This window comes from Ferdinandcohnia sp. FSL W7-1320, from assembly GCF_038050315.1.
Classification (GTDB): domain Bacteria; phylum Bacillota; class Bacilli; order Bacillales; family Bacillaceae_L; genus Ferdinandcohnia; species Ferdinandcohnia aciditolerans.
In genome coordinates, this window is the sequence record NZ_JBBPAM010000001.1 from 2,833,750 (window position 1) to 2,859,646 (window position 25,897).

General features: G+C 36.1%; 21 protein-coding genes. 15 read left to right on the forward strand and 6 right to left on the reverse strand.

Features of this window, described 5'->3' with window-relative positions; all coding sequences use genetic code 11:
- The first annotated feature begins 3 nt into the window (after nt 1-3).
- Together NST91_RS14120 and NST91_RS14125 are read left to right on the forward strand one after the other, a co-directional pair.
- Entirely contained in the window at nt 4-393 is a 390-nt protein-coding gene (locus NST91_RS14120) for a VOC family protein (protein WP_121448662.1), read from the forward strand.
- 71 nt (nt 394-464) lie between these two features.
- Entirely contained in the window at nt 465-941 is a 477-nt protein-coding gene (locus NST91_RS14125) for an NUDIX domain-containing protein (RefSeq protein WP_121448663.1), read from the forward strand.
- 84 nt (nt 942-1,025) lie between these two features.
- Here NST91_RS14125 and pepF read toward each other — a convergent pair whose 3' ends face one another.
- Nucleotides 1,026-2,840, reverse strand: a complete 1,815-nt coding sequence (pepF, locus tag NST91_RS14130) for an oligoendopeptidase F (RefSeq protein ID WP_341331654.1) — start codon at nt 2,838-2,840, stop codon at nt 1,026-1,028.
- A 479-nt stretch (nt 2,841-3,319) separates the two neighbouring features.
- On the opposite strand from pepF, the gene NST91_RS14135 reads away from it, so the two are divergent.
- Nucleotides 3,320-5,539, forward strand: a complete 2,220-nt coding sequence (locus tag NST91_RS14135) for a glycoside hydrolase family 3 protein (protein ID WP_341331655.1) — start codon at nt 3,320-3,322, stop codon at nt 5,537-5,539.
- Between the two features lie 79 nt (nt 5,540-5,618).
- On the opposite strand, the gene corA is transcribed toward NST91_RS14135, so the two are convergent.
- The gene (corA, locus tag NST91_RS14140; RefSeq protein WP_341331656.1) at nt 5,619-6,569 is read right to left on the reverse strand and encodes a magnesium/cobalt transporter CorA; all 951 of its coding nucleotides are present in this window, start codon (nt 6,567-6,569) and stop codon (nt 5,619-5,621) included.
- 124 nt (nt 6,570-6,693) lie between these two features.
- Between corA and NST91_RS14145 the strand changes: the two genes are divergently transcribed.
- The 5 genes from NST91_RS14145 (at nt 6,694) to NST91_RS14165 (ending at nt 14,660) form a co-directional block, all read left to right on the forward strand.
- A complete protein-coding gene (locus tag NST91_RS14145) occupies nt 6,694-8,028 on the forward strand; it encodes an MDR family MFS transporter (RefSeq protein ID WP_341331657.1) in 1,335 nt (444 codons plus the stop codon).
- Nucleotides 8,029-8,144: 116 nt separating this feature from the next.
- On the forward strand, nt 8,145-9,884 hold the full coding sequence (locus NST91_RS14150; RefSeq protein WP_341331658.1) for an ABC transporter ATP-binding protein: 1,740 nt from the start codon (nt 8,145-8,147) through the stop codon (nt 9,882-9,884).
- On the forward strand, nt 9,868-11,664 hold the full coding sequence (locus tag NST91_RS14155; protein WP_341331659.1) for an ABC transporter ATP-binding protein: 1,797 nt from the start codon (nt 9,868-9,870) through the stop codon (nt 11,662-11,664). Before NST91_RS14150 ends, NST91_RS14155 begins: the two co-directional genes overlap by 17 nt.
- A gap of 79 nt (nt 11,665-11,743) precedes the next feature.
- Nucleotides 11,744-12,187, forward strand: coding sequence for a YndM family protein (locus NST91_RS14160; RefSeq protein WP_341331660.1), 444 nt, complete (start codon nt 11,744-11,746; stop codon nt 12,185-12,187).
- 460 nt (nt 12,188-12,647) lie between these two features.
- Nucleotides 12,648-14,660, forward strand: coding sequence for a DUF4179 domain-containing protein (locus tag NST91_RS14165; protein WP_341331661.1), 2,013 nt, complete (start codon nt 12,648-12,650; stop codon nt 14,658-14,660).
- 25 nt (nt 14,661-14,685) lie between these two features.
- Here the strand turns inward: NST91_RS14165 and mntR are convergent, their stop codons facing one another.
- A complete protein-coding gene (mntR, locus tag NST91_RS14170) occupies nt 14,686-15,102 on the reverse strand; it encodes a transcriptional regulator MntR (RefSeq protein ID WP_341333538.1) in 417 nt (138 codons plus the stop codon).
- 66 nt (nt 15,103-15,168) lie between these two features.
- Nucleotides 15,169-16,125, reverse strand: a complete 957-nt coding sequence (locus NST91_RS14175; RefSeq protein WP_341331662.1) for a hypothetical protein — start codon at nt 16,123-16,125, stop codon at nt 15,169-15,171.
- Between the two features lie 135 nt (nt 16,126-16,260).
- On the opposite strand from NST91_RS14175, the gene NST91_RS14180 reads away from it, so the two are divergent.
- The 5 genes from NST91_RS14180 to dacB all read left to right on the forward strand — a co-directional run bounded on the left by NST91_RS14180 (nt 16,261) and on the right by dacB (nt 21,016).
- Complete coding sequence (locus NST91_RS14180) at nt 16,261-16,995, forward strand: glucose 1-dehydrogenase (protein ID WP_341331663.1); 735 nt, start codon at nt 16,261-16,263, stop codon at nt 16,993-16,995.
- Between the two features lie 24 nt (nt 16,996-17,019).
- Entirely contained in the window at nt 17,020-17,772 is a 753-nt protein-coding gene (locus NST91_RS14185; RefSeq protein ID WP_341331664.1) for an exodeoxyribonuclease III, read from the forward strand.
- 99 nt (nt 17,773-17,871) lie between these two features.
- A complete protein-coding gene (locus NST91_RS14190) occupies nt 17,872-18,486 on the forward strand; it encodes a DedA family protein (RefSeq protein WP_341331665.1) in 615 nt (204 codons plus the stop codon).
- 73 nt (nt 18,487-18,559) lie between these two features.
- The gene (locus tag NST91_RS14195) at nt 18,560-19,390 is read left to right on the forward strand and encodes an undecaprenyl-diphosphate phosphatase (protein WP_341331666.1); all 831 of its coding nucleotides are present in this window, start codon (nt 18,560-18,562) and stop codon (nt 19,388-19,390) included.
- A 198-nt stretch (nt 19,391-19,588) separates the two neighbouring features.
- Nucleotides 19,589-21,016 (forward strand): D-alanyl-D-alanine carboxypeptidase/D-alanyl-D-alanine endopeptidase, encoded by a 1,428-nt coding sequence (gene dacB / locus NST91_RS14200; protein ID WP_445724514.1) that lies wholly within the window; start codon nt 19,589-19,591, stop codon nt 21,014-21,016.
- A gap of 34 nt (nt 21,017-21,050) precedes the next feature.
- On the opposite strand, the gene NST91_RS14205 is transcribed toward dacB, so the two are convergent.
- Nucleotides 21,051-21,584, reverse strand: a complete 534-nt coding sequence (locus NST91_RS14205) for a YceI family protein (protein WP_121448678.1) — start codon at nt 21,582-21,584, stop codon at nt 21,051-21,053.
- Nucleotides 21,585-21,804: 220 nt separating this feature from the next.
- On the opposite strand from NST91_RS14205, the gene NST91_RS14210 reads away from it, so the two are divergent.
- Nucleotides 21,805-23,142, forward strand: coding sequence for a hemolysin family protein (locus NST91_RS14210; protein ID WP_341331668.1), 1,338 nt, complete (start codon nt 21,805-21,807; stop codon nt 23,140-23,142).
- A gap of 36 nt (nt 23,143-23,178) precedes the next feature.
- Here NST91_RS14210 and NST91_RS14215 read toward each other — a convergent pair whose 3' ends face one another.
- Complete coding sequence (locus tag NST91_RS14215) at nt 23,179-24,522, reverse strand: sodium-dependent transporter (RefSeq protein WP_341331669.1); 1,344 nt, start codon at nt 24,520-24,522, stop codon at nt 23,179-23,181.
- Nucleotides 24,523-24,834: 312 nt separating this feature from the next.
- Between NST91_RS14215 and NST91_RS14220 the strand changes: the two genes are divergently transcribed.
- Nucleotides 24,835-25,857, forward strand: a complete 1,023-nt coding sequence (locus tag NST91_RS14220; RefSeq protein WP_341331670.1) for an ABC transporter substrate-binding protein — start codon at nt 24,835-24,837, stop codon at nt 25,855-25,857.
- The last annotated feature ends 40 nt before the right edge of the window (nt 25,858-25,897 follow it).

Below are 25,897 nucleotides of genomic sequence, written 5' to 3' on the forward strand. Positions count from 1 at the left end.
AAAATGAAGAAATTGAACCAAACACCGATAAAAAACATAATGGGAGGAGTGTTCATCCATGTTACAGATTTAAAAAAATCAGTTGAATGGTACAGTAAGATTTTAAGATTTGAACCAGATATTAATCGTGTCCAGTCACCGGTTTATAACATTCCAATTAATGGAACAACGAGTTTAACCTTAGACGACCATGCATTTGACCCTACTTTCAATCATGAACCATCTCCAAATCCAATCTTTAATTTTCTAGTCGAAGACATTGATGTTGCTTATGATTTTATTAAATCATGTGATATCGAAATCGTAAGGGAAATTGAAAGAGTGGGGGAGAACTTTGCTTGGTTTAATTTCAAAGACCTCGATGGAAATGTCATAATGGCTTGTACGGGTTAACAATAACGATTCATATAATGGCATCTTGTCAATTTTTTCAGAGTACATATCTAATAGTGAGGGGTACATATATGGGCTATGTTACTAGATTAAGAAAATTAATCGGTACTCAACCTATCATAACAGTAGGAGCTACAATTCTTGTGATTAATGATAAAAGAGAGCTTCTTTTTCAACATCGTTCGGACACATTGGATTGGGGATTACCGGGCGGATCTATGGAACTTGGGGAAGCAGTTGAAGAAGTTGCAACCCGTGAATTAAAAGAAGAAACTGGACTTATAGCAAATAAATTCAGATTAATTGGTGTCTTTTCTGGTCCCCGATATTATTTTCGTTATCCGAATGGGGATGAAACTTACAGTGTAATTAACTTATTTCATGCTTTTAATGTCAGTGGTAATTTAGAAATGAACGATGGAGAAAGTATAAATTTAGCGTTCTTTAACAAAGATAATCTTCCTACCAACATTGAAAAAAGAGCAAAGGCGCTAATCGAAGAAATCGGAGAACGTTTGTGGGAATTAGAATGTTCGTTTGAAATTTAGGTTAGAATACATTACTTGCTGATATGGATAGTATATGGATTAAAGATGTAAGAAAATGCCCAGATAAGCTCTGGGCATTTCACATTATTCGTATAGATCTTCTAATTCATCAATTAACTCACCAACATAAGCAACTGCTTTGCGGATTGCATCTGGTTTAGACATATCGACACCAGCATATTTCATGAGTTCAAGTGGCTTCATCGTACCACCAGCTTTTAATACTTCAATCCAACGATCAACTACTGGTTGTCCTTCTTCTTTGATTAATTGTGCTACAGCAGTAGAAGCTGTTAATCCAGCAGAGTACGTATATGGATATAGTCCCATATAATAATGTGGCTGACGCATCCATGTTAAGCTTGCTGCGTCGTCAATTTCCACCGTATCTCCCCAGAAAGATTTTAATACTTCACCTTTAATTGCACTTAAGGCAGGTGCTGTAATTGGTTTACCAGCTTCGGCTAATGCATAAACTCGACGTTGATATTCACCCTCAAGTAAATGAGTCACAAAGTTATGATAGTAAGTTCCTAACAATTGAAGGATTACCCAACGCTTCATTCTCTTATCATCTGTTTTCGATAATAGATGTTCCGCTAATAGTAACTCATTCATAGTTGATGGCGCCTCGATAAAGTAAGTGGATGGACGAGTGTTTCCAACACGTTGATGGCTATTTGCATGGTAAAAATGACCCGCATGCCCAAGTTCATGAGCTAAAATAAACGCACCACGCATTGTATCAGTCCAAGTGATTAAAATATAAGGATGTGCACCATATGGACTAGAACAGAATGCACCCGTAGATTTCCCAACGTTAGCAGGAAGGTCAACCCAACGTTCAGTAAGACCTTTTTCCATGATTGCACTGTATTCTGGGCCCATCAACTGTAGAGCTTCAAGAATTGTTTTTGATGCTTCTTCATAGGTTGTTTTTGGATTAAAATCAGGATCCATTGGTGCTTTTAAATCACTAAAGTGCATGTTGTCTAAGCCGAGAACGCGCTGCTTCAATTTCGCAAACTTTCTCATATGAGGTGCAAGTTCAGTTTGAATAACATCTAATTGATTATGGTACATGTCAAGTGTAACCTGTTGTGGATGCAAGAGCATATGAGTAACAGATTCATAGTTACGTAATTTTGATAATGCCACTTGTTTTTTTACTTCTGTTGCATAGGCAGCAGCAAACGTATTTTGATATTTCTTCAATGTTTCTGAAAAAGTATTAAATGCATTGCGTCTGACCGTTGGGTTTTCAGAAAGCTCATAGCGATCTTCAAATAAAGCAAAGGAAAGTGGCAGTTCATTACCATCCTCGTCCTTAAAAGAAGGAAAAGTCATATCAGATGCTTTGCTACGTTGATAAATCATATATGGTGCGTCGTGAACCTCGCCTAGAGCAGCTAGCGCTTCTTCCGTTTCAGGTGAAAGGGTATGTGGCTTTTTTTCCAAGATGAAGCTTAAGTTATTCTGAAATACTTCTAATTCTTTTTCTTCTATTATGTATTGTTCAATTGTTCCATCCGGTAATGCAAGTGTTTCAGACTCAATAAATGATAGCGCTGCACCAATTGCTGAAAAAAGAGACGAAACCCTTGCTGCATTTCCTTGATTCTCAGGGTTGGTGGCGTCCTCATTAAATCGTAAACTCGCATATGTACCTAGTAAAACCATTCGCTTTTGAAGTTCTTCTTTTGCAAGTAAACAATCTAGGAATGTTTTTGCACCGTTTCCTAATTGCCCTTTATATTTTGTGACAGTTGATACATCAGACTCAATCGAAGCTAATTCTTGTTCCCATTCTTCAACCGATTGAAACAAATCTTCAAGTCTCCAGGTTTGTTCAACAGGGACCTCAGCACGAGTTAATAGTTTTTCTTTAACCTTTGTCATAAATTTACCTCCTAAAAAGTATTTCGTTACTCTAAGTATTATTATATCTGAAAAGAGGGGGGATTAAATAGTATTTTCATAAAGTTTTTATGAAAAATTTAAATACATCTGATTATTTAGTCAAAGATACTACATTTTAATATACATACTAGAAATAATTACCACCGAAAGTCCCGGTCTAAATAAGTAACTAAGACTCATGACGCTGCAATTATTTGAATGGTAATATATTAGTAATTAATTTGTTTAGTAGCCGAATTAATTATTTTTTCATTAAAAAATGGAAGCGCATTCTGAAAGCGTTAACTGGATATACGTTCCAAAATTATTCATTCTATAAACAATTCGATCAAGCAGGAAATGAACTTGAGAATAAATACCCCCAAAAAAACTATTAAAATTATTTGGAAGGGGAGTATTTTTCTATAAAACTCACTATTTTTATGTGAAAACTTTTATTTATTAGGGGAGGAAGTAAAATGGCATCAGTATCAAGGCAAATCAGAAAATCTTCAAAATTAAGAAAGAAACTATTAGCAAGTACACTTGCACTCTCAATTGTAGCTCCTACAATTGGTTTTGCAGATGAGCAAGGGTACACCGGCAATGAGGGAGAGGCTACACCGTATGACGGAAGAGGTGCAATCACAACCTATAAAATTGAAAAAGCTGAAGGTCAACCAGAAATTGAGGTAGCAACTCAAGATAGAATCCTAAAAATTAACGACAAGTATTATAGAGATGCAAATGGAGACCAAAGCTTAGATGTCTACGAGGACTGGAGAAAGCCGGTATCAGAACGTGTTGCTGATTTAATTAGTCAAATGAGTCTTGAGCAAAAGGCTGGGTTGATGTACATCGCTACACATACTCCAGAAGCAGATCCAGCAGATGGAAATTTTGTAACTCCGGAAAATAGTAAAATTGTTACTGATAAAAAATTGCGCCATGTTATTTATCGTTTGTCTCAAAACTTAGGGGATGTCGCAAACTATAATAACCAAATGCAAAAATTAGCAGAAAATTTAGAGTTAGGGATCCCAGTTGTTATCACTTCAAATCCTAGAAACTCTGCATCTACCGATTATACAAATATCACCAATGTCCAAGATCAACACACATTCTGGCCAGGGACATTAGGTTTAGCTGCAGCGAGAGATGTAGAAGCTGTTGGTGAGTTCGCCGATATTGCCCGTCAAGAATGGAGAGCAGCAGGTATTCGTAAAGTGTATGGATATATGGCGGATGTTGCAACTGATCCACTATGGGCAAGAATTGAAGAAACATTCGGGGAAGATCCAAAAGTAGTTGGAGATATGAACTATGAAATTATTAGAGGATTCCAAGGTGAAGAACTTGGGAAAGACAGTGTTGCGATCACAGTAAAACATTTCCCTGGTGGCGGAGCTCGTGATGATGGACAAGATCCTCACTTTGAAAACGGTAGCTTTAACATTTATCCGACAGAGGGAAGTATGGAAAAGTATCACATTCCTCCGTTCCAAAGAGCGATTGAAGCAGGAGTTTCATCCGTAATGCCTTATTATGCATATCCAAGTAATGATAGTGCTGACCAGGGGTTACCACCTTATGTAAATCAAGAGGATCAGCAATTTGAAGAAGTGGGTATGACCTTAAATGAAGGGATAATCCGTTACCTCCGTGAAGGCCTTGGTTTCAAAGGTTATGTTAACTCTGACTCTGGAGCAGTTGCAGGTAGTGCATGGGGATACAATGATAAAACAGCAGCAGAAAAAGTTGCAAAAGCTGTAAATGCTGGTACCAATATTATTTCAGGGAGTGCAACACCAGAATACTTAATCGAGGCAGTTAACAATGGCCTGCTAGACATTGACAAAGTAAATGAATCATTAACTTATACTCTTTCTGAAATGATGACATTAGGACTGTTTGAAGATCCTTATGTAAATCCTGAAGAAGCGATTGCTTTGGCAAATGATGATGAACACAGAGCGTTAGCTTATGAAGCACATCAAAAATCAGTTGTTCTAATGCGTAATGATAAAGTAAAGGGTGAAAAATTATTACCGTTTACTGAAGAAAAATTAGAAACTGTTAAGCTTTATGTTGAAGGATTTGTTGGGGTTGCAGCTCCTAGAGGTAATGATAATCCTGAACAATATGTGATTGAGGAATCTAAAAAACAATCTGAAGGCTTTACTTCAGATTTAAAGCATACACTTAACGAAAAATTCCCTAACATTGAAATAGTGGATCGTGTTGAGGAAGCAACTCATGCATATGTATATTTGAAACCAACTCAATCGAACTGGGATAATAACCCACGAATTACGGTTGGTCCAGAAACAGGAATATCTGATATAGACCGAATTGTTGAGATTCAAAAAGCAGTTCCAACGATTACTGCTGTAAACTTTACGAACCAATGGCTAATTAATAAGCTTGAACCAAAAGCAGCTGCATTTATTGGTACATTTGGTACTCAACAAGAAGCAGTATTTGATGTCATCACAGGAAAATTCAACCCAGTTGGTAAACTTCCGTTTGCAATTCCAGCTAGCGCAAAAGCCGTAGAACGAGAAGTAGGTGACGTTCCAAGCTTTGCACCTGAAGAATATAAACATTTTACTTATAAAACTAAAGCGGGTGTCAAATACGAATACGGATTTGGACTATCTTACGAAAAAGAGAAGTCTAATAAGGGTAAAAAGAAATAATGAAAGGAGAGCCGACCAAATATATGTTGGTCGGCTCAAATGAATTCTCCCTTATTCGAAAAACATCTATACCGTAACCTCACCGAAACCAACCTTTTTTCTTAAACCACACGAACATACCTATTCCAATTATTATCATAATCGCTTGAATTACAAAATACCCATATCTATATGTAAGTTCAGGCATATGACTAAAATTCATACCATAAATACCAGCTATAAAGGTTAACGGCATGAAAATTGTCGTTATAACCGTTAAAATGCGCATCACTTTATTGGTTTGATGGGAATTCAATGACAAATAGCTATCTCGTATATCCGCAGTAAGCTCTCGGCTCGCATCAATTTTTTCAGTTAGACGTAACAGGTGATCATGGATATCATGAAAATACTCAATTCGATGCTGCAATAAGTCAAGTCGATGCGAGTTGATAATTCGATATACCAAATCCCTCATTGGTATCACCGTATGACGTAAGGTAAGTAAATTATGACGCGTATCAAAAAGTTCATCTAGTAGCTCTTCCATCGATTTTTCATTTGAATTATCCTCAATATGATTTAAGGTATCTTCAAGTTGATACACAATAGGAAAATAATTATCAACCAGCTTATCAATGATATGATACAACACGAGAGAGGGGTCCCAATTCTCAATCATTTCAGTAACCATTAATCGATTCCACACATCATTTATTTCACCTAATTCTGATAAATGAAAGGTCACTATATATTCTTCGCCTAGAAACATATTGATTTCTTCTTTTTCTAGTGTTAATCGATGAAGACTGTGAGAAACAAAGAAGGTATTTTTTTCGTAAAAATCTAATTTAGGTCGTTGCAACACATGGATGCAGTCTTCTATAGCCAGTGGGTGAAATTGAAGTGTTTTTGACAATTCTTCAATTTCCGATTCTGTTGGTCTGTTAAAATCAATCCAATACCATTTACAATCTATATCCTTTATTTCTGTAATCGAGATATCAGTTAAACGTTCATTTTGATGACTAATTGCGAGAATGCGAATCATTAAATAACCTCATTTTAATTATAAAATCTTGTTTGTAAAGAATATTTTTGAAAAACATATAACTTATTTTTTCCAATTTTTGTAGTATAATGGAGTAATTCAAAGTAAAAAAGGGGAAGACATTATGAAATCTAGACCATTTGTGTTAGTAAGTATTGTACTTGCGATGCTTATCAGTGCTATGGATACGACAATCCTCCAAACAACTGCCCCTACAATTGCAGAAACACTAGGTGGATATAAGTTTTATGGGTGGATGTTTGCCATCTATGTTTTATTTTCTACTGTTTCCTTACCAATATTCGGGAAACTTGCCGATATTTATGGAAGGAAAAAAATATTTAGTATTTCTATCATTCTATTTACAATCGGTTCATTACTTTGTGGATTAGCAGATTCGATGGTAGAACTAATCGTGTACCGTGGAATCCAGGGCTTAGGTGCTGGTGGAGTATCACCACTAACCATGATCATTGCCGGTGACCTTTATTCGATTGAAAAACGCGGAAAAATTCAAGGGTTCTTCTCAGCTATGTGGGGAGTTGCTGCTGTCATCGCACCGCTTGTCGGGGGCTATTTTGTAGAGACACTTTCATGGCGTTGGATATTTTTTATTAATATTCCAATTGGAATCATTGTCCTTTTATGTTTAATTCCTTACAAAGAAAACATTACTAAGGATAAAAATCCGCTTAATTATCTTAGCGCATTTCTTTTTACTGGAAGTATGCTGGCATTTTTAATGAACACCATTACAACTGAAAATCTTGTAATCTACAATATAATTGGGATCCTCTTTTTAATTGCATTTATATACGCCGAGAAAAAATCAGATAAACGCTTCATCCCAATTGAAATATTAAAGAATAAGAACATTTCTTGGTTGAATATTAATGGATTTTTAATCTTTTTAAGTATTTTTGCGTTTTCTAACTATGTTCCATTGTTTATGCAGGAAGTTCAAGGGATTTCAATAACAGTTAGTGGACTCGTACTATTCGGAATGAGTGTTGCCTGGATGCTTGCATCTGTTCCGGCAGGAAACCTAATCTTAAAATATGGATATCGAAAAACAATCTTTCTAGGAAACGGCCTGCTCATATTATCCGCAGTTCTTGCATTTTTCATGAATAAAGACACAAGTTTCTGGTATATTTTCATGATTTTAACGATTCAAGGTTTCGCATTCGGAATAGTCGTTACAATCGGGACAATTGGATCACAAGAATTAGCAGAAGCTCATCAAAAGGGAATGTCAACAAGTCTTCAATTCTTTGCAAGAAACATTGGAACCACCTTTGGGGCAAGTATTATGGGAATGCTTATTACAAGTCAGGTTGATGTGGGAAAAGGAATGCATCATTTGATACTCTATATGTTAATTTCAGTTACTCTTGCAACGATTATTAGCTTTTTGGTCAGCAATAAATTATATTCTCACAAACTAGAAAATCATTGAAACATCAAAAGCGGATGCTTTTGGTGTTTTTTTCTATAATAATATATGATTTTATTGTATGATTAAAATAATTCGGAATTTGAAATAATTTGTTGGTATATCTTTTGGAGGCCCTTATGTTTAGAATTTTTTCGTATTTAAAACCCTATCGACTAGCCATTTCGGTTGCTCTTGTTTTGACTTTTGTTGAACTCACGGTGGAACTCTTGCAACCGCTTTTAATCGCAAAAGTGATTGATGATGGTATACTACAAAATGATCTTTCTGTTGTAATGAAGTGGGGAGGAATTATGGTCGGAATCTCGCTTCTTGCATTTTTATCCGGTATAACAAATTCCTTTTTTGCATCACATGCCAGTCAAAGTTTTGCTTTTGACATTCGAAAAGAATTGTTTGGGAAAATTCAATCCTTCTCTTTTGCAAATCTTCAAAAATTTGATACAGCAACATTAATTACGAGAATGACCAATGATGTCACCCAGTTACAAAATACCGTATTTATGAGTCTTCGAATCGCCATTCGGGCACCGATGCTCATCATTTTTGGAATGGTTATGGCATTCCTCGTAAATGCCAAGCTATCGATGATGCTAATATTAACAATCCCTTTTTTAATATTATTTCTTATTTTTGTAATGACAAAAGCAAGAAGGCTATTTCAATCTGTTCAACAAAAACTAGATACAGTCAATGAAGTGATGAGGGAAAACCTATCGGGGATGCGACTTATCAAAGCGTTTGTGCGATGGAAACATGAAACATTCCGTTTCATACATGCCAATGAAGACTTAAAGAAAAAAACGATAACATCGCTTCGCCTTATTGAATTGACAATGCCGGTACTTTTGCTCTTGATGAATGGCAGCATCATTGCGATTCTATGGTTTGGAAGTATAGATGTGAGTAAAGGGAATGTTCAAGTTGGGGAAGTTGTTGCAGTCATCAATTATACGACAAGGATTACCGGTGCACTTGGTGTATTTTCATGGATTATCATGCATTTTTCAAGAGCAAAAGCTTCATCTGAACGTGTCATTGATGTATTAGATACTGAAGTTGACTTAATAGAGTCAACAAAGAATGTTAAAAGTATGAAAAATCCGGAAGGTAGCATTCAATTTTCTCATGTTGATTTCAAGTATCCTGGAACAAGCGTGAAGGTTTTACATGATATTTCTTTCTTAATTAAGCCAGGTGAAATAGTCTCAATCCTTGGTGCAACCGGTTCAGGTAAGACATCCTTATTTCAATTAATTCCACGATTATATGATGTGATTCATGGAAGTGTTGAGATTGACGGGATAGATGTGAAGAATCGAAAACTTGATGAATTGAGAAAACAAATTGGCTATGTTCCTCAAGAGGCATTGTTGTTCACGGGAACGATCAAAGAGAATATACGCTGGGGTAAACAGGATGCGACGATGGAAGAAATCATAGAAGCAGCAAAGGTGGCCCAAATTCATGAAACGATTGAAAAGCTTCCATTACAATACGATACCATCATTGGTCAAAAAGGAGTTAACTTATCTGGAGGACAAAAACAGCGTATATCAATTGCGAGAGCACTTGTTCGCAACCCTAAAATTCTGCTATTGGACGATAGTACAAGTGCATTAGATTTAAGAACAGAAGCCCAATTATTAACGGCATTGAAAGAATACACCTGTACAACATTGATCATTACTTCCAAGATTTACACAGCCATGGAAACTGATACGATTTTACTGCTGGAAGATGGAAGATTACTTGCCTCCGGAAACCATGAAGAGCTTTTACAAACCTCAGCTTTTTATCAAAAAGTCTTTGAAACACAGTTCGGAAAGGGGGGACAAGCCCATGTCAACGCGAATTAATCGCCTTAAACAAAATGATGGGAGTAAGCCACAACAGGCTAAGGACAGAATGGGTACTGTCAAAAGAATTTGGTCCTATTTGGCGGTCAATAATAAATTATTAATCGCTGTCTTAGCTATGGTAGTCGTGAGTTCAGGGCTTGGTCTCCTTGGTCCGTACTTGTTAGGTAAAGGAATTGACGAATATATCGTAACAAAAGACAATAATGGAATCCTCATTGTACTTCTTAGTTTAGGAATTGTGTATATTCTTCATTCCATTTCTCTGTGGTATCAAAACTATTGGATGGTAGGGATTGCTCAAAATACAGTCTTTTCTATGAGAACTGAGCTTTTCGAGCAGTTACATCGGTTACCCATTTACTTTTTTGATAAACGCCAACATGGGGAACTGATGAGCCGAATTACAAATGACATTGAAAATGTAAGCTCAACTTTGAATACGTCAGTCATTCAAATTTTTTCAAGTTTACTTACATTGGTTGGTACTATAGCGATAATGGTCTGGCTAAGCCCTCTGTTAACTCTGATTACGATGATAATCATCCCTATCATGTTCATCGGGATTAAGTGGATTACAAAACGAACAGGGAAGCTATTTAAGGAACAGCAACGTTATTTGGGAGAACTGAACGGTTATATCGAAGAAACGATTTCTGGTCAAAGAATTGTAAAAACTTTTTCACAAGAGGAAAAAGTGATCAATGAATTTTTAGAAAAGGGTGAAAAGCTAAAGAAAGCAGGCTATTATGCACAAGCTTATTCTGGTTTTATCCCGAAACTTATGAACGTATTAAATAATCTAAGCTTTGCAATCATTGCAGGGATTGGTGGGATACTTGCTTTAAATGGACATATCACCATCGGAACGATTGTCATTTTTGCAGAGTATTCAAGACAATTCACTCGTCCACTGAATGACTTAGCCAATCAATTCAATACATTACTATCCGCTATTGCAGGCGCTGAACGTGTATTTGATATTTTAGATGAAGAAGTAGAGGCTAATGACGAAACCAATGCGAAAAACATGCATAAAATTGATGGTAAGGTCGAATTCAACCATGTTTCTTTTGCCTATGACAAGGGTAGCAATACAATTAAAGATGTATCATTTGAAGTAAAGGTAGGAGAATCAGTTGCTTTTGTTGGCCCAACGGGTGCTGGGAAAACAACGATTATTAATTTACTTTCCAGATTTTACGAACCGGACGAAGGCTCGATAAAAATTGAAGGAGTTAATACCTCGTCCATGACCAGGGAAAGCCTTCGTCAAAATATGGGCTTTGTGCTTCAGGATGTTTATCTGTTCCAAGCCTCTATATTGGAAAATATTCGTTATGGGAAACTAGATGCAACGGACGAAGAGGTAATAGAAGCTGCAAAATTGGCAAATGCACACTCGTTTATCATGAAACTTCCGAAACAGTATCATACGATTTTAAACCAAGATGGTAGTGGCATTAGTCAGGGACAGAAGCAGCTACTATCAATCGCAAGAGCCATTCTTGCAAGCCCGTCCATTCTTATCCTAGATGAAGCAACAAGTAGTATTGATACTGTCACAGAAATGAAAATCCAAGAAGCACTACAACGATTAATGAAGGGGAAGACAAGCTTCATCATTGCCCACCGCTTAAATACGATTGAAAGAGCAGACCAAATTATTGTTTTGAGAGACGGAGAAATCATCGAAAAAGGGGATCATCTCTCCCTTTTAGAGCAAAAAGGGTATTATCATAACCTCTATCATAGTCAATTTGAGAATCAGGTTATCTAAAACCAAAAATTACCTTTTATATTCTATAGGGCATCATCAAATGATAAACCTAAATAAGAATTAAGGGTGATGTTCATTCATGAGGCACTTTAAGGCTTTAGGAATCAAGTTTATCGTAATATCTATTGTACTCTTGTCCCTTTTTGGAATATTTAGAGGTGCTTCCTTTGGAGAAATTCTACTCATGAGTATACTTGTAACGGGGCTCGCATACGTCGTTGGAGATTTATTTACACTGCCGAGAGCGGGTAATACCGTTGCTACTATTGCTGATTTTGGCTTATCTTTCTTTGCAATTTGGATATTGAGCTACATGTTCATGGATAATACATCAGGGTTAATCACAGCCTCTCTTGTTGCGGCTGGTGTAATTGCTATAAGTGAAGTACTCTTCCATGCATATATGCAAAATAAGGTACTTAATGATGAGAAACAAGTGACAAGACCGCAAATTAGACCTAGCTTTCAAACTGAGTTTGCAGAGGAATATGACGAAGAAACGAAGGATCTGAAAAAGAAATAAAATGGATGGTCATGGCTAAATCAAAACTGATTTAGTCTTTTTTATTGTAGAAGGCTCTTTTCTATAAGATTGTTGCTTTTTGATATAAAATTGTAAACTTAGTTGATTGGAGCGTAAGGTGGCGACTCCAGCGGGGAAAAGCGTGAGATTTGAGACCCCGCAGGAGCAGCAGCGACTTGTTCAGTTGCAGCGGCTAGAAACTCGAGAAATTTCAACTCCTCCTTCAGAGGCAAATTACGCCTCTTTGTCGGAGTGACCAAATTTTCTCGTTTCTGTGCAAGCCGCCTCCACATCTCGTTAAGGAGGCTCAAGCCACGCCCGCGGAAAGCGTCCACCTGAAGCGGAAGTCAACGTTATAAAAAACAACAAAGTTTGCGAAAACGGCCTTTTAGAAAGAAGGGATTCGCTCGATTCATGTTGAAATAAAGAGAGAAGGAAAGGTAAGGGAGCGACATACATTGTGATCATAACGGAAACAGACCCGATTTTATTAAAGAAGTTGCAACAAAAGAATATGGATTCAATCATCGATTGGTTTGAACAAAGAAAATTAAGCTTGTACAAGCTTGCCTCTATCTATATAGGAAATACGGAAGACATTCAAGAGACTTTTTACAATGTGATGGTAAAGCTACAGGCGGAAAAAAACAAGAAAAAAAAGCAGGCTTCCTTTGAAAATTGGGTTGTTTCCCTTTTTATAAAAGAATGTAAGCTCAGAAATATGCAAGTAACAGTTGAGAGTGTACTAGATAAACTTAATGAAATTAGCAAAGATGTTCTCGCTTTAACATATATTCTTAGCATTCCCCGTGAACAGGTAGCCGATATTCTAGAAATCCCTGTCGAAACAGTAAAAGCCCATTTACATAAAGGTATTCGGATTTTGAGTGGGGGAGAAGAAGGTCATTATCAAGAAAAATACATTGATTATTTGAGCCGAACATTAGATCGTCCTTCTAAAATAGATTTTGAGATTCATTTACACAGTTGTGAAATCTGTCAAAGCGGTCTAACAGTATTCCAAGCTACAATTTATTCACTAATTGAAGAGGCTGATGCGATTGAAGTTCCTTCACATTTTTTTGATGATGTGAAGACAAGGTTAATTGAAATCGAAGGATTTAAGAAGAGGAAGAAACAGAAACGAACCAAAATAAGTATTGGAATTGCATCTTCACTCGTCTTACTACTCTTAATCGGGTATGTAACGAACGGATTTGCTTATATGTATTACTCTTGGCTTGACCTGCGTGATCAAGAGGATGAGCAATTATTAGCTTACTTAAAAAGTGGTATCGGGGAACCACTTAATCTTGTTCAAGAAAGCAATGGAATAAAAGTTACGATAAAAAGTGCTATCGCAGATGATTTTCAAACATTAATCTATTATGAAGTTGAAAATCTTGAAAATAGTGAACAATATGGAATTAATTTTTGGAATGGTGTATTTGTAGAAGAGGAAATGAACACCTTTGATCAACAGGCCATTCCCATCAACCATTTACCGGTTCAAGCCCTTGAAAGTGAAGGGGATGTCTTTAAGGGAATACTAAGTTTATTACCCGTTTCATCCGAAACAAAAACCATAAAACTGAATCTTTCAAAACTGCAAAAGATGGAAAAGAATGCTGAAAACTTTGAATGGATGGATGTCTATGGAGAAGGTTCGTTTTTCCCTGGTGAATGGAATTTTGAAATACCAGTTAAGAAGAAAGAATCGTTCGAACATGTCGTCCACAAAAAATTCAAAGTAGATGGGTTTCCAGTTGAGATAGAGAAATTGATTATAGCTCCAACCATCACGCTTCTTCAATATCGTTTTGAACCATATAGTGGTGATCAATATATTAATGAACTGTTTTTTGAAGGAATCCAAACAAAGAAAAAGAAGGCAAAACCATTTGGATGGAGTGTTCCTATACAAGGTGGGGATAGGCAATACAACACTTATCAATCACCTTTTGATTCTCTTTATTTTGAGAAGCCAAAAGAAGTCAGTCTTTTATTAAGCTCATTATACTACACGAAGAATGATGCCTATAAAGTAGAAATAGATATCAACAAACCATTTCCACAAACCTTTGAATATCAAGGTAGTGACATTTCAATTGATAAAGTTGAATTAGGTGAGCCTACAAAAATCGAAATTACAGCTGAAATGAATGAAGGACGAAAATTTGAATCGCTTCATTTTGAAGTACTAGGACAAAATAACAATTCTGCTATGTCTATGGGGATGACGGATAGCGATGGTGTATTTGTTGACCTGAATGGGAAAATATATAACCGTGATGAGTATGTCCAAAATGCGTATATGTATGTGGGAGACCATCCTCGTTATTATCAAACGAAAGTATTACTTGAAGTCTATGGAGAGAGTTCTACTGAAGAGAGTGTTCCTGGGTGGTTACAAATTCACGGTTATTGGGGAACTACCTATCTAGATGATAAGGTCAATATTAAATTGAAATAAGAAAGCTCAGGTAATCCTGAGCTTTTTACATCTTATCTTTTCGAAATTGTAGGTATTCTTTTTTAGCGGAAGGATTTTCTTCAAAAAAGTCAATTAAGGTTGATAAGCATAAGGAGGTTTCCTTACTTATATAATGTTCGAGCTTTTCAACTTCTTCATAAATATTCTTATCCTGAACGCCAATCATTTTTAAAAAGTCTTCAAGCATCTCATGTTTTTCTACTAACTTTTTTGCAATCGTGCTTCCTTTTTCGGTTAACACAAAACCTCTATATCTTTCATAAATCCCAAAACCTTCCTCATCCAACTTTTGCATCATCTTTGTAACGGAGGAAGGGAGGACATTTAATGAAGAAGCAATATCCACGCTTCGAGCGTAGCCTTTTTGCTGAATCGATAAATAAATTTTTTCTAAATAATCTTCCATACTTGGTGTTGGAATCGTCATTACCGCCTTTCAAAAAACTCTCTATTTATATTATATAATGAAATGCGGATAATTTTCTATCTAATCTTCCAAATGAAGTCGGATATCATCCGTACGAAAACCTATTGACGTTTCCAAATCAAGAACATCTATAGAAATAACTTCGTTTTCTTGCAATTCGATATTTGGAAAAGTAACAGATCCACTTTTGTCATCCGTAATTTCATAATATTCATAGTCTGCAAGATTTAACCGATAAGCCACATTCTCCTTTTTTTCGATATCAAAGGTCAAACTGTCATCCGTAACTAAAGACAACTTAGGGGTTTTCAATTTCCGGTTATCATCGATCATTATTCCAGTTTCTCGTTCAATAAATTGTTGCAATTCTTGATTTCCTAAGACATTCGTAAGTAGCTGATTTTCATGCTCGGTTCGCATATAAAACGCTTCATTCGAATAGACATCATCTCGATCTACTTCATTGATTGCCCCATATAATAGAACATAATCGTCAGCAAAAATTTCCTGCGGGTACCACTCATGTGCTGAGATGGAGTAATTAAAAAATGAAGACCATTTAACAGGTATATCATCTAACCCTCTTAGCTTTGACCACTTTGAAAAAGGAAAATGATGCGATGGAAAATAATAGTATGCAAAATGATGACCATACTCATGTGATAACGTATCTCGGTATTCTCGAGCGTTTGTATGTTCATTTCCTTTATAAAGCGTAATGCTGCTAATAAACGGATGATAGATTCCTGTAATACTATTATTTGAAGGTGATGGACCATCCATGACGCGAACTTCTTGTAACAGGTTCATTTCCTCACCGTGTTTGTTTTTTATTAGTTCCTGATAAAGTTCCTCTAATTGTTGCTCATTCCAGTTTTCTGAATAGCTTAGAAATAGAACTCCATTTGGTGATTCGTATTTAGCATAATATGAAGCGTTATACGTGATAGGGTCTAAGCTTAGTAGAATTGGAAGGCTACATAATACGAATAGAAATACAATTATTCTTTTCCTCAATAACCTCACTCCCCAGTATATATCTTATCATTCTTGTAACACCTGAATCTCTGTTTTATTTTGCCAGAACGGCTTCGTCGTTTATAATGAAAAAGGAAAGTTTTTGAAACTATGAAAAATGGGCTGGTGAAATAAATGAATCGTGTTGTCATTGTTACTGGTGCAGCAAATGGAATTGGCAGAGGTATAGCGAATAGTTACGCAAATAATGGAGATAAAGTTATCTTAGCAGATATTGATGTAGAGGCAGGAACAAAACAAACCCTTGAACTTCAGGAACAAGGTAAGGAAGCCATGTTTATTAAAACAGATGTAAGAATTGAGCAGGATATCAAAAATTTGATAAACCAAACCTATCAAACCTATGGTAAAATTGATATTTTAATAAACAATGCAGGAAAAGGTTTGTTTAAATCACCATTCGATGTCACTGTTGAAGAATGGGATGACGTGATTCATACGAATTTACGAAGTGTTTTCTTATGCTCGAGAGAAGCTGCAAGATATATGAAGCAATTTGGCGGCTCAATCGTTAATATTGCGTCAACAAGGGCCTTGATGTCTGAAGCCCATTCAGAAGGATATGCAGCAACAAAGGGTGGAATCGTTGCAATTACTCACGCACTTGCTGCTTCATTTTCAGAGTATCAGATAACAGTAAATGCCATTTCACCAGGTTGGATAGAAACAGGTAATTATGAAGAACTTCGTAAAGAAGACCATGACCAACACTTTTCTAAGCGGGTCGGTACTCCAACTGACATTGCAAATGCATGTCTATATCTAACCGATTCGAAAAATAATTTTGTTACGGGGATTAATCTCGTCGTAGATGGAGGAATGACGAGAAAAATGATATATGAGGAGTAACAAAGAGAGGAAGCTTTATAGATTATGAAACTTGTATCTTGGAATGTAAATGGATTACGAGCATGTGTTAAAAAAGGCTTTTTGGATTATTTTAATGAAATGGATGCTGATATTTTTTGCGTGCAGGAAACAAAACTTCAGGAAGGTCAAATTGAACTAGACCTTGAAGGCTACCATCAATATTGGAACTATGCGCTTAAGAAGGGCTATTCAGGAACTGCTGTTTTTTCAAAAGTAAAGCCCCTTTCGGTTTCATATGGTGTTGGAGATGAAAACGAAGAATCAGAGGGAAGAATTCTTACATTAGAATTCGAAGATTTTTATTTAATTAATGTCTATACACCGAATTCACAAAGGGATCTAGCAAGACTGAACTTCCGGCTTGAATGGGAAGACCGTATGCTTGCTTATCTTACTCAATTAAATGAGAGCAAGCCAATCATTATGTGTGGTGATTTGAATGTTGCTCATATGGAAATTGACCTAAAGAATGCAAAATCAAATCGAGGAAATTCTGGATTTACCGATGAAGAGCGTGGAAAAATGACCAATTTACTCAATTCTGGATTCATTGATTCCTTCAGATATTTTTATCCAGACATAACCGATCAATATACATGGTGGAGCTACATGCGAAATGTGCGTGAAAAAAATATTGGGTGGAGAATCGACTATTTTATTGTATCTGAACAATTTAAAGACCGTCTAAAAGATTCCCATATTCACTCACACATCATGGGAAGTGACCACTGTCCGGTTGTTTTGGAAATTCATTGATAGGAAAAAATTTAAAGGAATACTTTAAAGAAGGACAAACATAGATTACAATAGGTATGCTATAGAATTGACTTTGTAGCATCTTATTTGGAGGTAAAAATGGATAATTGGATAACAGATTTTATGGATCAATTTGGGTATGTTGGAATTTTTCTATTAATTGCACTAGAAAATATCTTCCCACCCATTCCTTCTGAGGTGATTTTAACCGCAGGCGGATTTATGACCACAATCACGAAATTAACCGTGGCAGGGGTTATTGTTGCTGCAACACTGGGATCAGTTGTAGGTGCGATTATTCTATATGGAATTGGACGCTTACTTGATGTTGAGCGATTAGAGAAAATTGTTGACCGCTATGGTCGCATTTTACGAGTAACAAAAGAGGATATCTATAAAGCAGATGCTTGGTTCGATAAATATGGATATTGGACTGTATTTTTCTGCCGGATGGTTCCATTAATCAGGAGCTTAATTTCCATTCCAGCAGGGATGTCCAATATGAACTTTTGGATGTTCATTCTCTTTACAACGCTTGGAACATTAATTTGGAATGTGATTCTTGTGATGCTAGGAGCTGCATTTGGTGAATCTTGGGACGTTATTGTTCATTACATGGACATTTACTCGAATATCACTTATGCATTGATTGCATTAGCGGGAATTGGATTTCTTGTTATATTTTTCACCAAGAGAAAATCAAAAACGAGATAATTAAAAATGTTTCGGGCGCACGTCTAATAGGCGCCTGAATCTAGACATTTAAAAAAGGAGTACTTTACGTCTGATGGAAATTATTGAAATCATTAAAGCGATTATTTTAGGACTGGTTGAAGGCTTAACAGAATTTGCCCCAGTCTCCTCGACAGGTCACATGATTATTGTCGATGATATGTGGCTAAAAACAGAGGAGTTTCTTGGAAAATATCCAGCGAACACGTTCAAAGTTGTGATTCAACTCGGCTCCATACTAGCTGTTGTTGTCGTGTTTAAAGACCGATTTATTGACTTACTTGGACTTAATCGAAAAAACAAAATTGTTCCAGTTGGAGCAAAACACTTACGTTTAACACATATTATTGTAGGGTTAATTCCTGCAGGTGTCCTTGGAGTATTATTTGAAGATACAATTGATGAATATTTATTCACAACTGAAACTGTATTAATTGGACTAGTGATAGGTGCAATCCTAATGATTGTCGCTGACCGATATAGTGCTAAACATCCAAATACGCAAACTGTAGATCAAATTACGTATAAACAAGCATTAACAGTTGGTCTTATTCAATGTTTATCACTTTGGCCAGGATTCTCACGTTCAGGTGCGACCATCTCCGGTGGTGTATTAGTAGGACTTAGCCATAGAGCAGCTGCAGATTTTACATTCATCATGGCTGTTCCAATCATGGCAGGAGCAAGTGGAATATCGCTTCTAAAAAACATAGAGTATTTTTCAATGGACGCACTTCCAGTATTTATTGCAGGATTTATTAGTGCATTCGTATTTGCTCTAATTTCAATTCGCTTCTTCCTACGCCTCATCGATAAAATTAAGCTATTACCATTTGCCATCTACCGAATTGTACTAGCCGCTGTTATTTATTTTGTATTTTTATAAGTTAGTTATAAAGCATCTAAGTTGGGATGCTTTTTTTATGCAAATAAATAACAAATCGTTCTTCATATTACCTCCATTATTGTATAAAATATGGTAAAGATTCCATACTTGTACAATAGAAAAAGAAAAGGGAGGAAAACCATTATTCGAACGAAAAATCTTATACTAACTGCTGTACTATTACTTGCAATAACTTTTATGCCTTCTATCCACCCACAACAAGAAATAGCAAATGCTAACGCAAACCAAAAACAAGTGCTTGCACAACTTAATCAACTTGTTCTCAATGAACCCAACCTCAAAGGTGCAATTGCTGGAATAAGTATTAGGTCAGCAAAAAGTGGAGAAATCTTATATCAACATGCTGGAGATGTTAGACTTCGACCTGCGTCCAATTTAAAACTAATTACAGCAGCAACGGCATTATCTGCTCTTGGTGAGAATTATCAGTTCTCAACTGAAGTTCTCACAGATGGGAAGCTTGAGGGTAATAAATTAACAGGTAATCTCTATTTGAAAGGGAAAGGAGATCCAACATTACTCCAACAAGATTTAGATTTACTTGCAAAGAAAATCAAGAAATCTGGAGTTGATGTGATTTTTGGAAATATTATCGCGGATGATTCTTGGTATGATGATGAGCGTTATTCAATTGATTTAACCTGGAGCGATGAGACTTATTATTATGGTTCAGCTGTTTCAGGGTTAACAGCCTCTCCGAATAAAGATTATGATTCAGGAACTTTAATTGTCGAGGTAGCACCTGGAAAGAAAGCGGGAACCAAAGCTGAAATTTCAGTCCAACCCACGAACAAATATGTCAAAATCATCAATAACACAAAAACGGTACAAAAAGAAGAGAAAAAAGACATCGATATCATTCGTGAACATGGAGAAAATGTGATTACGATTGAAGGTACAATACCTGTCAATGCACAATCGGTACAAGAATGGATGACGGTGTGGGAACCTACAGGCTATACATTGGATTTGTTCAAGCATGCATTAGCGAAGAACGGAATCCATGTGATTGGAACAGATGGCCTTGCAAAAACTCCAGAAGATGCAGAACTACTTGCAATTGATCAATCCATTCCATTAAAAGAACTCCTCATTCCTTTTATGAAATTAAGTAATAATGGACACGGTGAAACACTCGTAAAAGAAATGGGACGTATTCGTAAAGGGGAAGGGAGTTGGGATAAAGGGATTGCTGTTGTAAAAGATGAGCTTCGAAAAATCGGAGTGGACCCAAGTAGTATGGTCATTAGAGATGGCTCAGGAATTTCACATGTTAATTTAGTGTCCGCCAACGACATATCCAAGTTGCTTTATCATGCTCAAAAGCAATCTTGGTTTCCTACTTACTTAGAAGCATTACCTGTAGCAGGCAATAGTGAACGACTTGTGGGTGGATCATTACGTTATCGCATGAACAATCCTGATATGGCCGGGAAGGTAAAAGCGAAAACTGGAACAATTCGAACCGTGAGTTCATTATCTGGGTATATTAAGACGAAGAGTGGGGAAGACCTTATCTTTTCTATTCTTTTAAACAATTTAATGAATGATGCGCATGGAAAGCCAATTGAAGATAAAGTCGTTACATTACTATACAACTATTAAGAGCAGGCCTCAATGGCCTGCTCATTACATTGTTTTATTCAGCTTTTCCAGCTTCGATTTCAATAGAAATTTTAATTTGGTCCCCAACAAGAACGCCACCTGTTTCAAGGGCAGCATTCCACACTAAACCATAATCGCTACGATTGATCTTTCCTGTTGCACTGAAACCTACTTTTTCGTTGCCCCATGGATCTTTGCCTGCACCTTCAAATACAACCTGGAACGTTTCAGATTTAGTAGTACCACGAATTGTTAAATCACCAGTAACATTGTATTCATCATCATCCGTTTTTACGATAGAAGTAGATTTGAAAGTCATTTCTGGATGATTTTCTACATCAAAGAAATCAGCAGAACGAAGGTGGTTATCACGATCACCATTCTTTGTATTTACACTTGCAAGATCAACTTTGAATTCAATATTTGCTGATGTTAAGTCCGCAGGATTTGCTTCAATAGTAGCCTCAAAGCTCTCAAATGAACCTTTCACCTTTGCAATCATCATATGCTTTACTGAAAAATCAATACTACTGTGTGATGCGTCAACTGCCCATTTTGTGTTTGCCATATTAATATCCCCCAAAAAGTTATTTTAGAATCATAAATCTTAAATTCAAGATATATTACTTTAAGATAAATTATAATGTCCTATTTATATTCTGTCAATCAACAAAGTAGATATTTTTTTAAAAAAACCAATCGTTTTATATAAAGCATAATGCTATGAAAAGAAGGGGAATTTAAGAAAATAAATAAATGTTTCTTTCCAACGCTTGGAGGTACTAAAAATGCTTGCTGAGATTTTAATCCTGGTTCTTTTGATCTTATTAAATTCCTTTTTTGCAGCATCTGAAATGGCAATGGTCTCACTAAATGATAATAAAGTAAAATTGATGGCTGACAGTGGGGATAAGAAAGCTATTTTGTTACACAGACTACTATCGAACCCAAGTGGATTTTTAGCAACAATACAAATAGGTATTACATTAGCAGGTTTTTTAGCGAGTGCATTTGCTGCTGGAAGCTTTGCTACATATTTAACTAAATGGTTAATTGACCTTGAAGTCCCAATTGCACCAGCTCTTCTGGATACAATTTCAGTTGTAGTCATAACACTCATACTATCGTACTTTACATTAGTAATAGGAGAACTGGTACCAAAAAGGCTGGCGTTACAAAAAGCAGAGGAAATCTCATTAATTGCTGCTAGACCTTTAACGCTTTTATCCAAGATTACACTGCCCTTTGTTAAGCTACTAACGATATCAACAAATGGAATTGTTCGATTATTTGGTGTCGATCCCAATGCAGAGGATGAAAATGTAACAGAAGAAGAAATTCGGATGATGGTCGATGTTGGTAAAGAAAGAGGGACTATTCAAGAATCAGAAAAAATTATGATCAACAATATTTTTGAGTTTGATAATAAAACAGTGTCGGACATCATGACACATCGTACGAATATTATAGGAATACCGCTTGATTATACATTGAAAGAAATTATTCACCTCGTAACAGTAGAAAAATACACACGTTTTCCTGTTTATGATGAGAGTATTGATCAGATAGTTGGAATTCTACATTCGAAAGAATTAATAAAGTTTGTTGATGACTGTGATGATGTATCGTTTAACTTAAAAGACCTGCTAAGAGATCCTTATTTTGTATTGGAATCCAAACACACGAATGAATTATTTAAGGAATTGCAAAAAAATAATATCCATATGGCCATTGTTATCGATGAATATGGTGGAACAGATGGGATTGTTACGATTGAGGATTTAATTGAAGAAATCGTCGGAAATATTTTTGACGAATATGACGATTATACAATTGAGGATGAAGAATACATTCAGCTAGATGATATGACATACTCCATGGCTGGGACGATTAACTTATATGAAGTAGAGGATATTCTAAAGGTTAATCTTCCAACAGATGAATATGATACCTTAAGCGGCTTTGTGATTGGCCAATTGGGATATATACCTTCAGGAGATACTTTCCCAGAGATTGAATACGAAAATCATACTTTTAAAGTTGATGCAATGGATGAGAAACGAATCATGAGAATAAAGGTTATTAACAATATTGCTACAGAAGATAAGGACAAAAAAGAAGAGTAAGAAAAAGGTGTTCCAATTAAATTTGGAACACCTTTTTTAAATAACACCCAGACTATCTAAAAATACAATGATAATTACAATTGGAACAACATAGCGAATTAAACAGAACCAAACCTGTATCACAATAATCGGAAATTTGCTGCCCATTTGCAATTCTTTATAGAGTGCTTCTCGCGGAACTATAAATGACACGAAAATCGATATAAAAAAAGCCCCAATAGGTAAAAGAATGTTACTTACAAGAAAGTCAGCAAGATCAAAAATGGATTTTCCAAATAAACTAACATCGCTTAATACTCCGAAAGAAAGGGCAGATGGGACACCCAGTAAAAAGATTGCTATTCCTGCCATCCACGCAATGTTTTTTCGTTTCTGTTCGTTCTCCTTTGACAAGATTGCTACAATTAACTCAAGCATCGAAAAAGCGGACGTAAGAGTAGCAAATAAAAATAAAAGCAGGAATGCTAATAAAAATAAAATACCAAAAGGCATTTTTCCAAAGACAGTAGGTAACACATTAAATAAGAGTACAGGCCCAGCATCAGGCTCTAATCCAAAAGCAAAAACAGCTGGAAATATTGCTAACCCTGCCAATAGTGTAACGAGAATATTTAACCCCACAATCGAGAACGCTGACTGTACCATGTTTTCCTTCTTCGAAAGATAAGAGCTATAAGTTAACATTGTACAAGCCCCAACACTAAGAGCAAAAAAGGATTGACCAAGTGCAAAAAGAACAGTATCAGAAGTAAGTGATGAAATAGAAGGTTTTAAAATAAACAGGATTCCTTCAAGAGAACCTCCAAGCGTGATTGAACGAAAAATAATAACGATGAAAAGAATAAAAAGTGCAGGCATCATCCATTTACTCGCCTTCTCAATACCAGCCTGGACTCCTTTTGCAACTACAAGAATCGTAATTAACATAAATAATAGTTGTGCGAGCACAACTAGAAATGGATTTGCAATGGTTTCTCCAAAATACGCACCATACTCAGATTCCGTTAAACCATTTAATTTACCAATACTGCCACTTACCAAATAAATTAAAATCCAGCCACCAACAACACTATAAAAAGAAAGTAAAACCGCATTTGTAAAAAAACCTAATCGACCAACGATATGCCAGTTCGTTCGTGGTGCTAATTCTTTAAAAGATTGAATCGCATTTTTTTGAGTCTTTCTACCAATTACAAATTCAGCTAATAAAAGGGGTAAACCTATTAACAAAGTGAATATAAGAAAAATAATGAAAAAAATTCCACCACCGCTAGTACCTGCCACATAAGGAAATTTCCAAATCGCCCCTAATCCGATTGCAGATCCTGCTGCTGCTAAAATAAAGCTTAATTTTGATGACCATTGTGCCGTTTGCTTCAATCAAATACCTCCATTGCAACTCATATTATTATATTTTTTGTAACGTGAAATAAAATAAAACGTATTATCATAAGAAAACAAAATATCTTTTTACGCAATTAAAAAAAAATTATAAGCTGAAAGTGTAAAATCTTCAGAAAATAATTGACGGAAGGCGCCTAGAATGATAATATTACGATTAACCAATGGCATACATTAACGCTTTTTCGCTTTTATGCAGTAAAGTTAAAGTGTATGAAAATTATTATTCTAGTAAAGTAATAGCTTACTAGAAAATCAAAAAAGAGTAAAGAAATTTCGGGGGGATATGCAATGAAAGGTTCAACAAAAATGCTTGGAGTGGTATTAGCGGGCTTCCTTGCTTTAGCAGGATGCGGGAGTGAAGAGACCGATGGTACTTCAAAGGATACTACTGGCGGCAGCAGTGCAAAAGATCAAGTTGTAGTTGGTATTACACAATATGCACCACATACTTCTTTAGATGCTGCAACAGAAGGTTTCAAAAAAGCGTTAGAAGATGAAGGGTTTAAAGAAGGCGATAATTTAAAATTTGATTTCCAAAATGCGCAAGGTGAGCAAAGTAACACAGCAACAATTGCACAAAACCTTGTCGGTAGCAAAGTGGACTTAATCTTTGCAAACGCAACGCCTAGTGCAATGGCTGCACTAAATGCAACTAGTGAAATTCCTATCATTTTCACATCAGTAACAGACCCTGTTGGTGCTGGTTTAGTAGAAGCTTTTGATAAGCCAGGCGAAAATATTACGGGTACAACTGATAACCACCCAGATGCTACTAAAACAACAATTGACTTCATCACTGGTGAAATGGGAGCGAAAAAGATCGGAGTCATCTATAACTCTGGTGAACAAAACTCTGTTGTACAGGTTGAACAAGTGAAAGAATTTGCAGAACAAGGCGGTGCGGAATTAGTAGAAGTTTCTGTATCTACAACTGCTGAAGTGAATCAAGCTGCTCAAAGCTTAGTAGGCCGTGTTGATGCAATCTATATTCCAACAGATAACACTGCAGTTCAAGCTTTAGATTCAATCATAGCTGTAGCTAATGAGGAAGATATTCCACTGTTCGTTGGTGAACTTGATTCAATGAAAGCTGGTGGTTTTGCTGCAAGTGGATTTGAATACTACGATATTGGATATCAATCTGGTCTTATGGCTGCTGCCATTCTAAAAGGTGAGAAGAAGGCTTCTGAAATTCCAGTTGAACTTCCAAACAGTCTACAGCTTTTCATTAATAAAAAAGCAGCGGAAGAGCAAGGAATTGAAATTAAACCTGAATGGGAAGAAATTGCTGACATCTACGAAGGTGAATAAACAATGATGTTCAAAAAGTCCGGTGAAAATGACACATCGA